8 protein-coding genes are annotated in these 12,706 nt (G+C 74.5%); 5 read left to right on the top strand and 3 right to left on the bottom strand.

Annotation, left to right across the window (positions count from 1 at the left end):
* Positions 1–178 precede the first annotated feature (178 nt).
* Together ACFZB3_RS39250 and ACFZB3_RS39245 are read left to right on the top strand one after the other, a co-directional pair.
* Positions 179–2,065, top strand: coding sequence for a hypothetical protein (locus tag ACFZB3_RS39250; protein WP_391385280.1), 1,887 nt, complete (start codon positions 179–181; stop codon positions 2,063–2,065).
* 134 nt (positions 2,066–2,199) lie between these two features.
* Positions 2,200–3,000, top strand: a complete 801-nt coding sequence (locus tag ACFZB3_RS39245) for a hypothetical protein (protein ID WP_391385277.1) — start codon at positions 2,200–2,202, stop codon at positions 2,998–3,000.
* An 81-nt stretch (positions 3,001–3,081) separates the two neighbouring features.
* Here ACFZB3_RS39245 and ACFZB3_RS39240 read toward each other — a convergent pair whose 3' ends face one another.
* Entirely contained in the window at positions 3,082–4,707 is a 1,626-nt protein-coding gene (locus tag ACFZB3_RS39240) for a protease pro-enzyme activation domain-containing protein (RefSeq protein ID WP_391385275.1), read from the bottom strand.
* 127 nt (positions 4,708–4,834) lie between these two features.
* Positions 4,835–7,858 carry an AAA family ATPase gene (locus tag ACFZB3_RS39235; RefSeq protein ID WP_391385272.1) on the bottom strand — a complete coding sequence of 1,008 codons (3,024 nt, stop codon included), beginning with the start codon at positions 7,856–7,858 and terminating at the stop codon, positions 4,835–4,837.
* A 196-nt stretch (positions 7,859–8,054) separates the two neighbouring features.
* Between ACFZB3_RS39235 and ACFZB3_RS39230 the strand changes: the two genes are divergently transcribed.
* Both ACFZB3_RS39230 and ACFZB3_RS39225 read left to right on the top strand, forming a co-directional pair.
* Positions 8,055–9,380 carry an alpha/beta hydrolase-fold protein gene (locus tag ACFZB3_RS39230; RefSeq protein ID WP_391385270.1) on the top strand — a complete coding sequence of 442 codons (1,326 nt, stop codon included), beginning with the start codon at positions 8,055–8,057 and terminating at the stop codon, positions 9,378–9,380.
* Positions 9,381–9,499: 119 nt separating this feature from the next.
* Positions 9,500–10,117, top strand: coding sequence for a DJ-1/PfpI family protein (locus tag ACFZB3_RS39225; RefSeq protein ID WP_391385267.1), 618 nt, complete (start codon positions 9,500–9,502; stop codon positions 10,115–10,117).
* 20 nt (positions 10,118–10,137) lie between these two features.
* On the opposite strand, the gene ACFZB3_RS39220 is transcribed toward ACFZB3_RS39225, so the two are convergent.
* The gene (locus ACFZB3_RS39220) at positions 10,138–11,880 is read right to left on the bottom strand and encodes a phospholipid carrier-dependent glycosyltransferase (RefSeq protein WP_391385264.1); all 1,743 of its coding nucleotides are present in this window, start codon (positions 11,878–11,880) and stop codon (positions 10,138–10,140) included.
* Positions 11,881–12,017: 137 nt separating this feature from the next.
* On the opposite strand from ACFZB3_RS39220, the gene ACFZB3_RS39215 reads away from it, so the two are divergent.
* A complete protein-coding gene (locus ACFZB3_RS39215; RefSeq protein ID WP_391385262.1) occupies positions 12,018–12,572 on the top strand; it encodes a hypothetical protein in 555 nt (184 codons plus the stop codon).
* Positions 12,573–12,706: the final 134 nt, after the last annotated feature.

Raw genomic sequence — 12,706 nt, 5'->3', positions numbered from 1 at the left:
CGGACGCGGAAGGGGAGGGCGAGCGGGCACCCCACCGGCCGGTCTGCGCGCCGGTGGCCGGTGTCCCCGACGGCGTCGACGGTCACCGTGGCCGGCAGGCGTGACCGCCCCACCGGTCGGGTAGCAACGTCGTGCTTCGCCGCCGTTCGCGGGGACTGGTGTGAAGGGGGATCACAGGGTGTCGGACGACGGCCCGCCGGACGGCTGGGAGGCGCACGAGCGACGGCTGTGGGAGGCGTACCGGCGGGGCGAGTGGTGCGAGGACGTGCCGGAGGTGCGGGCCGAGGCCCTGCGCCGGCTGCTCGTCGCCGCGCCGCGCCCGGTGCCCGGACGGCTGGCCCGGCTCCGACTGCGCGGAGCCCGGATCACCGGCGCCCTGGACCTGGCCGAGGCGGCCGTCCAGGGCGCGATACGCCTCGACTGCTGCCGCTTCGACGAGGTGCCCTGCTTCGACGGCGGGCAGTTCGGTGTGCTCCAGCTGAAGGACTGCGCCCTGCCGGGGCTGAGCGCGGCCGGGGCGCGGGTCGGCCAGGAGTGCGAGTTCGTGGGCTGCACCCTCGACGGCACCCTCAACCTCCGGTCCCTGACCGTCGGTACGCATCTGCTGCTCGACCGTTCGACGGTGCACGTGCCCGAGGGCACCGCGGCCGTCGACGCGCGGTCGCTCGCCGTCGAGGAACACCTCTCGGCGACCGGACTGGTGTGCACCGGCCCGGTCCGGCTCAAGAGCTCCCGGGTGCAGGACACCCTCGGCTTCCGCGGCGCCCGGCTCCAGGGCGGGCGGGCCTGCCTCCAGGCCCCCGAACTGACCGTGGGCGGCGGCCTCTACCTCGACCGGGGCTTCTCCAGCGACGGCGGGATCAACCTCTACGGCGCCTCGATCGGCGGTTCGCTGCACCTGGAGGACGCCACCCTGACCGGTCCGGACGCACAGGGCGGCGACCCCGCCCTGCAACTGCTCTGCGCATCGGTCGGCGGCGACCTACAGGCCGGCTCGGGGCTCGCCGTGCGGGGCAGCGTCGACATGCGGGACACCGCGGTGCGGGGCAGCGTCGTGCTGCGGCGGGCCCGGCTGCACCATCCGGCGGGCACCGCGCTCAGGGCCCACCGGCTGCATGCCGGCGGCGACCTCGACTGCCGGGACGGCTTCGTCGCCCAGGGCACCGTGGACCTCTGCGACGCCCGGGTCGGCGGCTCGGCCCTCTTCGAGGGCGCCGAACTGGCCGGCCACGCCGGAGCCGCCGCGCTGCGGGCCAACGGCATAGAGGTGGGGGCGGAGTTCAACTGCTGCGACGGGCTGACCGCGCACGGCCGGATCTTCCTCAGCAGCATCACCGTACGGGCCAGGCTCTGTTTCGAGAACGCCCTGCTGGACGTGGGGCCGGGGGAGCGGGCCCTGATCTGCCGGCGGTCCGCGGCCGCCGAGCTGACGCTGAAGCCCCGCGAGGCACCGCGCGGCATCGTCGACCTCAGCCACACCCGGGTCGGCGTGCTCCGCGACGACCCGGCCGGCTGGCCCCGCTCGCTGGTCCTGGAGGGCCTCGCCTACGACAGCACCAAGCCGGCGCTGCCCGGACACCGCCGGCTGACCTGGCTCGACCGCGACCCGGCCGGTTTCGCGCCGCAGCCCTACGAGCAGCTCGCCGCCAACTACCGGCGGCACGGCCGGGACGCCGACGCCCGCCTCGTCCTGCTCGCCAAACAGCGCCGCAGACGCACCACCCTGGCCTGGCCCGCCCGGCTCTGGAGCCTCCTGCAGGACCTCACCGTCGGCTACGGGTACCGGCCGCTGCGCGCGGTGCTGCTGCTCGCCGCCTGCTTCACCGTCGGCACCGCGCTGTTCGCGACCTGGCCGCCGCTGCCCTACGGCGACGGCACGCCCCCGGACTTCCAGCCGGCCGTGTACACCCTCGACCTGCTGCTTCCGGTGGTCGACTTCGGGCAGGAGCGGTCGTACAGCTCCCACGGCGCCATGCAGTGGGTGGTGGTGGTCCTGGTCAGCGTGGGCTGGGTCCTCGCGTCCACGGTGGTGGCGGGCGCCAACCGGGTGCTGCGCAGATCCTGACCCGGCCGGTCCCGGTGAACAGGGTTGGAACAATGGGGCAACCGTGACGGTCTCCCGCATGTCTAGGCGGTGTGACGCAGCATCAGGACTCGCCGTACGCAGGCGGCGAGCCGTCGCTCCCGAAAGGGGAATCCATGCGCATCCGCCCGGCCGTCGCCGCCGTGTCCCTTGCCACCGGCCTTGCCGCCCTCGCCGCGTCGGTGACTCCGACAGCCGCCCTGGCGGCGGACCGGGCCGCATCGAGCGGCACGGTGTTCTCGAACGTCGTCGTCAACGGCGGCAAGGACATCGTCCTCGGCCTCACCACCAAGAAGACCGTCACCATCACGTGGACGGCGACGGACCCGGACGGTGTCGTCGCGTCCTGGGCCTACCTGTGGCACGGCCCGAACACCGACGACGAGGACGGCGTCCTGGGGGCGTACCCGGCGGGTACGTGCGTGGTGCCGGCCGTCGCCGACCCCACCACCGCCGACTGCACGGTGAGCATCGCCGTGGACGCCGCCCGGGACCTCGACCACAACGGCCTCGCCGGTACCTGGAAGGTGCTCGCCGGGGCCCAGGACCGCACCGACGACTGGACGGAGACCGACGCCGCGGGCACGGCCCGGATCAAGCGGCTGGGCAAGGTCACGGTCAACGCCTCGCCGGAGCCGGTGAAGAAGGGCAGGACGGTCACGGTCACCGGCAGGCTCACCCGCGCGAACTGGTCGAGCGGCAGCTACACCGGCTACCAGGGGCAGGCGGTCAAGCTGCAGTTCCGCAAGAAGGGCAGTTCCACCTACACCACCCTGAAGACCGTCACCAGCGGCAGCGCCGGGGCGCTGCGGACCACCACCAAGGCCAGGGCCGACGGCTACTTCCGGTTCGTCTTCGCCGGCACGGGCACCACCGGCCCGGCCACGGCGGCCGGTGACTTCGTCGACGTCAGGTGAGAACGGCCGCCCCCGGGCGGGCCGGGGAGTGGTCCCGGTCCGCGCGGGGGCGGTGCGTTGTTCGGCGTCCGGCGTGTGTGGTCAGCCGAGGAGCTTCGTCGCCAGCGTCGAGGCGTTGTACGAGCCCCAGCCGGTGGTGAAGTCCCAGCCGGTGGCCGCGGAGTAGGCGCCGTTGCTGCCGCTGGTGATGTCGTGGAAGCCGGTGCCGCTCGCCGCGTAGAGGGCGGGGTTGGCGAAGCCCAGGTTTGCCTTGCCGGCCGCCGCGGCCTGCTGGTTGTAGAGGGCCGCGAACGCCGCCCACTCGGGGGCCGCGGCGCTGGTGCCGCCGACCGAGGACCAGGAGCCCTGCGAGTAGATGGAGACACCGGGGCTCGGGTTGGCGTGCGCCGAGACGTCCGGGACCTGGCGGTAGCCGCCGCCCGCGCTCTTCTGCACGGCCGTCTGCCAGCTCGGGATCTTGAAGACGGTGGACTTGCCGCCACCGCCGCCGGACCAGGCCACCTCCTTGCTGAAGGCGTTGGCGGAGGTGACGGTCAGCTTGGTGCCGCCGACGCCCGTGACGTACGGGTCGCTGGCCGGGTAGTCGACGGAGGTGCCGCCGTCGCCCGCGTCGTCCGAGCCGTCGTCGCCGGAGGCCGCGTAGAAGCCGAGGCCCTCGGCGGCGCCCGCCTTGAAGACCGCGTCCACGGCGTTGATGTTGGAGGTGGTGCGGGCCGACTCCGCCGCGCCCCAGCTGATCGAGGTGGTCGGGATGCCGCTGTCGACGATGGCCTGGTAGGTGTCGACCTCACCGGCGTCCGAGTTGGGGCCCTCGAAGACCGTCACGTTCGCCTTCGGGGCGATCGCGTGCAGCACCTCGATGTCCAGCTCGACCTCGACCTGGCCGTCGCCGAGCGCGCCGGAGCCGCCGTCCACCTTGGACACGGTCGGGGTCGGCGAGCCGAGGCTGTAGTTGGTGTCGTACTTGGTGATGTTGGACTGCTGGAAGCCGTCGAACTCCAGCAGCGCGATCTTCTGGCCGCTGCCGGTGTACGTGCCGGAGACGTTGTAGCCGCCCTTGAGCTGGGCCGGGGTGTAGCCGCCGCCGGGGCCGTTGTGCGGGGAGACGGTGTGCGGGGTCGCCTGGTGGTGCAGCTGGACGCGGTTGTTGAGGCCGGCCACGTCGCTGACGATGGCGGCGAGGGAGGACGGGAGCGTCGGCGCGCTGTCGTTGGCGTAGAAGGAGCGGCCGGACGTGGCGTCCTTCCAGGTCGACAGCCGGGTGCCGAAGGCCTTCTGCAGCTGGGCCGCGGTGCCGCTGGCGTCCACCAGCAGGTTGCCGGAGTGCACCTTGCCGACGGTGACGCCCTGCGAACGCAGGTACTCCTTCAGCTGCTTGACCTCGGCGTCGGTCCGGCCGAAGCGGGCCGCGAACTGGCCCTTCGTCAGGTAGTGGCCGTAGGCGGCCGAGTGCGGGTCGCTGACCTTCGCGATGAAGGTGTCGAGGGCGCTGCCGCCTCTGGGCGTCAGGCTGATCGCCACCGATATGCGCTTGCCCGAGGCGACCTCGCCGGTGCGGGCCGCGTCGTGCTTCAGGCCGGGCAGGACGTCCCCGGCGACGGCGGCCCGGACGGTGTGCGGGGCGTCGGTCGCGTAGGCGGCGGGGACGACCGCCGTGATCAGCGCCGGCGCGGCGACCAGACCGAGCAGTTTCAGGCGTGACTTCACCGAAGTTCCTCCGGAGAGTGGGGGGTGGGGAGTGTTCCGGAAGCGGAACGGGATCACCGTAGGAACTCCGGCCCCACCCCCGTAAGCGGGGGAACCCTTGCGTTACGTGTTAACTGCCGATGTCACGTCAACGGCGTGTGTCGAGCGGCCGGGGAAGCCGGGCCCGCGCGGCCTGACTGACCGTCACCGTCTGTGCGGTGGTCGCGGGTTGTTCGTCGTCGCCGGTGTCCACCGCCGCGCCGGAGGCGATGACGGCGACCGCCATCGCGTGCGCCAGCGCGGTGCGGGAGCGGACGCCGACCTTGCGGTAGACCCGGGACAGCGTTCCCTCCACCGTCTTGACGCTGATGAACAGTTCGGCGGCGACCTCCCTGTTGGTCGCCCCGCCGCCGACCAGTTCGGCGATCCTCGCCTCCGTGGGCGTCAGGTCGGGCCCGACCGCGCCCGCCTCGGCGCCGCGCTCCCCGGCCGCCAGCCGGGCCAGTTCGTCCCTGGCCCGGGCCGCGAGCGGGGCCGCGCCGATCCGGGTCGCCGTCTCCAGGGCCTCGGCGAGCGCCTGCCGGGCCGCGTTCCGGCGGCGGGCCCGGCGCTCGACCGCGCCGAGCGCGATCAGGGTGCGCACCAGCTCGACGGGGAGCGGCAGCGGGCGCAGCCGGTCGGTGGCGGTGCGCAGCCGTGCCGCTCCCTCCCTCGCCCGGCCGATCCCCGCCTCGCGCAGCCCCTCCGCCCGGTCCAGCGCCGCCAGGACGCTGCCGGGTGCCCCGTCCGGGACGCGGGCGCGGGCGTCGTGCAGCACCGCGCCGGCCGCCTCCGTCTCGCCGAGCACGACCAGGGCCTCGGCCAGGTCGCCGTACCAGTGCAGCAGCGGCGGGTCGGCGGCGCACATCGCCTCGCCGAGTTCCCTGACGCGTTGCAGCGCCTCGACGGCGGCCGCCGCCCCGCGCGGATCACCGCCGAGCAGTTCGGCCTGCCCGAGGACGGCGAGGGCGCGCATCAGGAACAGCCGGTCGCCGTCGGCCTCCGAGGCGCGGACCGCCTGTGCGGCCAGCTGCCGGGCCTCCTCGACGGTGGCGCCGGCGGTCGCGGCGAGGGCGGACGCGTACAGCGCCGGAGCCGCCTGGGCCAGGATGCGTGCGCTGCGGGCCGCGGTGCGCAGCGCCTCCCGGCAGTGGCCGGCACGCACCTGGATCCGGGTCAGCGCCACCAGGGTCGCCACGGTGTCCTCGGCCCCGGCCGGCTCGCCGGCCGCCGCGAGCAGCGGGACGACCTGGTCGCGGGCCTCGGTCACCCGGTCGGAGTCCAGGGCGAGGATCGCCCGCATCCGGATCAGCCGCCGGCTCTCGGTCGGGAGCGCCGCGATATGCAGTGTGCCGACCGCGGCGCCGTCGTGGCCGATCGCGCAGTTCCCCGCGCCCCTTTGGGGCGTTGCCGGGCTGTGGCGGGTTTCGTCTGCGGCGTCGTTGTGGTTGGTGGCGCAGTTCCCGGCGCCCCTTTGGGGCGCTCTTGGGCCACACCGGAGCAAGGTCAGTGCCTCCGTCAGTGCGGCGTCGGCGGCGGTCGGGTCTCCGGCCAGTGACCGTACCCGGGCCAGGGTGGCCAGTGCGTCGATCCTGGTGCCGGTGTCGCCGGCCGCGCCCGCCTGTCGCGCGGCCCGCCGGGCGTGCCCGGCCGCCTCCGTCAACTCCCCGCACAGCAGCCCCCGGACGGCGGCCCAGTGGTGCAGCCGGGCCTCGGAGCGCGGATCGCCGGCCGCGTCCCGCAGGCCGTCCTCGATCAGGTCCTCCGCGCCCTCCAGCGCCTGCCCGGCACCGCGCAGCAGGACCAGCCGGGCCCGCACCCGCCGCGCCGCCGAGCCGGACCGGGCGAGCACCTCCCCGGCGGCCTCGCCCGCCTCCTCGGTGCGCCCGGCGTCGCAGGCGTACTCGGCCGCGGCCAGCAGCCGTTCGGCCCGTTCCGCCGGGTGGCGGGCCGGGGTGCGGCGGGCGGCGAGGGCGGCCAGCTCGAAGGCGGTGGAGGGGGCGCCGTCGTGGCGCGCGGAGCCGGCCGCCGCCATCAGGGTGCGGGCGGTGTCCTCGTCCTCGTACGGCTGGGCGAGCGCGAGATGGCGGGCCCGCTCCACCGGCTCGGGCACCGCGCGGGCCAGCAGCGCGTGCGCCTGCCGCCGCCCGTGCTCGGAGGCGTCGGCGTGCACGGCCGCCCGCAGCACGGGGTGGTGGAAGCGTACGGCCCCGTCGGCGTCGGCGGTCGCGATGCCGAGCCGCTCCGCCTCCGCGAGGGCGGCGGCCGGGTCCGGGAGCCCGGCGGCGCGCAGCAGGGTGAGGCTCGGGCGGGCCGCGGCGCTCGCGACGAGGAGGGTGTGCCGCACCGGCTCCGGCAGCGCGCGGGCCCGCTCCAGCAGCAGGGTGCGCAGTCCCGGCGGCACCGGCGGCAGGGCGGCGAACCCGGCGGACGCCGGGGCCTGCCGGGCGGCGCGTCCCAGCTCCCGCGCGTAGTAGGGGTTTCCGGCGGCGGTCCGCTGGACCGCCCGGAGCAGTGCCGGGGGCAGGTCGGCGCCGAGGTCGGTGCGGACGAGGCGGGCTGTCTCGTCGTCCGTCAGGGGCGGTACGGGGAGTTCGACGGTGCCCGGCGGGCAGCAGTGCAGCCGCTCGGGCCGGCCGCCGTCGGGCACCCGCTCGGCGGCGAGCATCCGTATCCCCGGGGCGTCGAGCCGGCGCACGGCGAAGGCGAGGACCCCGGCGGTCGGTTCGTCGAGCCACTGCAGGCCGTCGACGACCAGCAGGACGGGGCCGTCGGCCGCCAGGGCGCGCAGCGTGTCGAGGACGGCGACGCGCACGGCGAGCAGGCCGCGGTCGTCCGCGGGTCCGCCGCGCAGCAGGGCCGCGCGCAACGCTGTCCGGGGCTCCGGCGGCAGGCTCTCCAGCCGGCTCTCCGGGACCCGTGCGAACAGGTCGACGAGCCCGGCGAAGGGCAGCCGGGCGTCCGCCTCGGCGGGGGAGCAGCGCAGTACGGTCCCGGCGGCCGGGTCCGCCGCGAGGGCCGCCACGAGTGCGGACTTGCCGATGCCGGCGGGGCCGTGGAGGAGCAGTCCGGGGCGGGCGGCCGCCTGGACCCGGGCGGCGTCGAGAAGCGCTCGGCGCCCGGTCGGTTGCATGTGTTCATGACAACCTCCGGTGATCCGGTGTGTCAATGACGTCCGTCACCTCCCGGCGGCGGACCCCCTGCCCGACATGGCGTAACAGGTCATGTCTTCTTCCTGAATCCCTCGTTACGGAACGCGGAAGGCTCTTCCGCCCTCCTCCTGTGCGGAAGCAACGAGGCACGGGCAGGGAAAACAGGGACTGAGTGACATGGGTTTGACCAGTCGAACGACCGTATACGCGCTGGCGGCACTGGCCGCCCTGTGTGTGGCGCTGCTGGTCTGGCTGTGGCCGCGGTTCGCCAAACCGGGGCTGTGGCAGGTGCTGGGGCGGCTCGGGGCCGTCGCGGTGACGCAGGTGACGATCGTCGCGGCGTTCGCCTGCGCGGTGAACTCGTCGTACCAGTTCTTCGGCTCCTGGAACGAGCTGCTCGGCAACGTCGACACCGCTCCGGTCGGCGTGACCCAGGCGGGCGGCGGCAACGGTGGCGGCTCGGTGAACGGCATCAGCAGCGTCCACGGGGCGTCGCTCGTACAGCCCTCCGGGGACCAGCAGTTGAGCCGGGTGAGCGGACTGCCGAGCGGGCCCGCCGCGGCCGTCGGCCGGGTCGAGTCCGTGAAGATCATCGGCCGCCGCACCGGCGTGGTCGACCCGGCCTTCGTCTACCTTCCGCCGCAGTACTTCCAGAAGGCGTACCACCGCATGCGCTTCCCGGTGATCGTCGCCCTCAGCGGCTACCCGGGCAGCATCTACAACCTCGCCCAGCACCTGCGGGTCTCGCAGACCGCGGGCGAACTCCAGCGCAAGGGCCGGATGCAGCCGACGATCATGGTGATGATCCGGCCCACCATCGCCCCGCCGCGCGACACCGAGTGCGTGGACGTCCCCGGCGGACCGCAGACCGAGACGTTCCTGGCCAAGGACCTCCCGGACGCGATCAAGTCCGTCTACCGGGCCGGCCACGACGCCAACTCCTGGGGCGTCATGGGGTACTCCTCGGGCGGCAGCTGCGCCCTCCAGCTCACCATGCGCGACCCTGGCGTCTACACCACGGCCGCCGCCCTGTCGCCCGACTACCGCGTCAAGGACGACCCCACCACCGGCAACCTCTTCGGCAACGGCCCCGGCCGCCAGGCCCGGATCGACGGCCACGACCTGATGTGGCGGCTGAAGCACCTGCCCGTGCCGCAGGTCTCGGTCCTGGTCGCCAACAGCAAGCACGGCGAGAAGGGCTACGCCGAGACCCAGGCCTTCATCAGGGCCGTCCGGGCGCCCATGCGGGTCGTCTCCATCCTCCCCGAGAACGGCAGCCACAACTTCCCCACCTGGGTACGGGAGATGCCCGCCGCCCTGACGTGGATGAACGGGCAGCTGACCTTCCCCCAGGACGTCGTGCCCCGGCACCACCCGAAGAAGCCGGTGACCGAGGCGGCGGGCAAGCCCGCCCCCCGCCCCACTCCCACGCCCGGCCACGGCCACCGCTCGCTGCGCGCGGAGGGCCCGGAGCCCAGCCCCACGGCCACGGCACGCCGCTGACCGGCCCAGCCCCACGGCCACGGCACGCCGCTGACCGGCCCGGTCACCGCACCGCGGCGACCGCGGAGCTGGCCGTAGAGTGGGTGGCCGGTGCCGGACCAGGGGAGCGGGGAGCAGCGATGCAGGTAGCCGTGGTCACCTTCGACGGGTTCAACGAGCTGGACTCCTTCATCGCCGCCGCGCTGGTCAACCGGTGCCGCAAGAACGGGCTGGAGGCGTTCATCACCACGCCCGGCCCGGTCGTCACGTCCATGAACGGCGTCGAGGTGACCGGGCAGCGGCCGCTGGAGTTCGTGGCCGAGGCCGACGTCGTGCTGATCGGCAGCGGGGTGCGGACCCGGGACGTCGTCGCCGACGACCGGCTGGTGTCCCGGCTGCCGCTCGACCCCGCGCGCCAGCTGATCGGCGCGCAGTGCTCCGGCGCCCTCGTACTGGCCCGGCTCGGCCTGCTGGACGGCCGGCCCGCGTGCACCGACACCGTCAGCCGGCCCTGGGTCGAGGCCTGCGGGGTCACCGTGCTGGACGCGCCGTTCCACAGCGAGGGGAACATCGCCACGGCCGGCGGCTGCATGGCCTCGCAGTACCTCGGCGCCTGGGTGATCTCCCGGACCCTCGGCGACGAGGCCGTGCGCGAGGTCATCGGCTACACGGCACCCGTCGGGGAGAAGCGGGAGACCGTCGAGCGGGTCCTGCGCGCCGTCCGCACCGGCGAGACGGCGGCCGCGGCACTGGGCTGAGCGGCGTCTCCGGGCGGGCCTCAGATCCAGGTGTCGAGCCACATCCTGGACTGCCAGCCGCTGTAGGGAATCGTCTGCCCGGTGTAGACCGGGTAGAAGTAGACGAAGTTCCAGGCGATGAGCAGCACCAGCACCCCGGCCGCCACCGCGCCCCGGATCCGCCGCCGCTCCGTCGCGCCCGGCGGCCCGAGCAGGGCCCCGATCATCATCGCCACCGCCAGGCACAGGTACGGCACGAAGACCACGGCGTAGAAGGAGAAGACCGTACGGTCCTGGTAGAGGAACCAGGGCAGGTAACCGGCCGCCACCGCGCAGAGGATCGCGCCGGCCCGCCAGTCGCGGCGCAGGGCCCACCGGTAGAGCAGGTAGCCGAGGGCGAAGCAGGCCGACCACCACAGCAGCGGGGTGCCCAGGGCGAGGACCGTGCGGGTGCAGGCGGTCGCGGTGGAGCAGCCGTCCTGGCCGGGCTGCGGGGAGTCGTAGGCGAACAGCACGGGACGGCCGAGGACCAGCCAGCTCCACGGGTTCGACTGGTACTTGTGGGGCGTGTGCAGGCCGACGTTGAACTGGTACACCAGGTACTCGTAGTGCCAGAAGCTGCGCAGCGGGGCGGGGATCCACGACCAGGTGCCGCCACGGCCGTCCGCCCAGTGCCGGCCCCAGCCGTCGTCGGACAGGAACCAGCCGGTCCAGGTCACCAGGTATGTCAGGAGCGCGGTCGGCACGAGGGCGAGAACCGACCGGCCGAGGTCCCGGCGCAGGACCGCCCGGTACGGGTGGCGGGCCCCGGCGACGCGGCGCGCGCCGACGTCCCACAGCAGCGTCAGCACCACGAAGAAGACCAGGACGTACAGGCCGTTCCACTTGGTCGAGGCCGCCAGGCCGAGCAGCACGCCGGCCGCGAGGCGCCAGGGCCGCCGGCCCGTCCCGGCGCGGTCACCGGTCTCCGCGTCGGGGCGCACCCGGCCCTCCGCGTCGGCCGGCAGGGCCGCCGCGAGCCGGGCCCGGGCCCGGTCCCGGTCGATCAGCAGGCAGCCGAACGCCGCCAGCACGAAGAACATGACGACGAGGTCCAGCAGCGCGGTGCGGCTCATCACCAGGTGCAGGCCGTCGATCGCCAGCAGCGCCCCGGCCAGGCAGCCGAGGAACGTCGAACGGAACAGGCGGCGGCCGATGCGGCACAGCATGAACACCGACAGGGTGCCGAGGGCCGCCGTCATGAAGCGCCAGCCGACCGGGTCGAGGCCGAACAGCCACTCGCCGACGGCGATCACCCACTTGCCGGTCGGCGGGTGCGCGACGAAGGAGCCGGTGTCGGAGAGCGAGACCACCTGGGGGTGCGCCAGGATCTGCGGGTCGGCGATCTTGCGGTCCGGCCAGGTGCCCTCGTACCCGAGGTGCAGCAGCGCCCAGGCGTCCTTGGCGTAGTACGTCTCGTCGAAGACGAGGTCCCGCGGCCGGCCGAGGTGCCAGAAGCGCAGGACGCCGGCCAGGGTGGCGACGAGCAGCGGGCCCAGCCACTGCGTCGCCCTCGCCAGGCGCGGCGCCAGGGCCGGGCCGATGCCCAGGAGCTGCCAGAGCCGGGGGGCGGGCTCGGGGAAGGGCGGGACCAGGCGTTCCCGGACACCGGAGGCCGGGCGCGCGCCGGAGCCCGGGGCCCGGGCGTGACCGAACCGGCGCAGCCGGTCCTGCCACCCGGGGGACTCCGGCGCCGGACGTATGCCGTCGAGGTCGTGGGAACGCGTCGCGCTGCTGTTCGTCACCGGACGACCTTAGGCCGTGCCCGCGCCCGGACGCGCAGCGGTGGCCCTACGGTGGGGGCGGACATGAGAGAGATCACGAGCGGGATCACGAGCGGGATCACGAGAGAGCACACGAGAGAGCACACGGGAGTGAAGGCGTGACGGCGGAGACAACGCGCCCGGAGCGCGAACGGCGGCTGCCCGGCGCGCTCTTGGTGGTGGCCTGCGCCGTGTTCCTGGCGGCCGCCGGGGCGATCCTCGCGGCTCCGCTCGGGCTCTTCGGGTTCAAGGACGACGCACTGCCGAAGGCCCCGCGGGAGAGGCCCGGCGTCCCCGGCGCCGCGCTCCGGAAGACCTTCCGGCTCGCGGTGCCGGCCGGGGCCCGGCAGGCCTCCTACCTCGTCGTGCCCGGCGACGGCAGCGCGGACAGCGGCCAGGACGTCTACCTGCGCTTCCGCACCACCGCCGCGGGCCTTGAGGAGTTCCTGACCTCCCTGGACAGCACCACCGGGGACCTGGCGGCCGGTGACGCCGTCCTGGACCAGGACGACATCGACTCCGTCGGGCTTCCCTGGCGGATCGGAACCGGAGGACACCTCGCCGGCCTCTACGCGGACATCCCCGAACGGGGCGACACGGTCGGCACGGCCCTGGTGACCGTCGACGAGAGCGAGGCGGCCGCGCCCCTCGTCTACGCCCATGTGACCGTCTAGGCGGGCGGGTCCGGCCAAGCCCGCTGCGATCCGGGAGCGCCCCCGCCGTGCGCGGGTTTCGCGCAGGCTGCCCGCCGCGCACTGCCCATGCGGCTGTGGCGCTACGGCGATGGCGCTACGGCGATGGCGCTACA

This window comes from Streptomyces sp. NPDC008092, assembly GCF_042957285.1.
GTDB lineage: Bacteria > Actinomycetota > Actinomycetes > Streptomycetales > Streptomycetaceae > Streptomyces.
The sequence above is the reverse complement of the archived record's forward strand: the minus strand, read 5'-3'. Positions and strand labels throughout refer to the sequence as shown.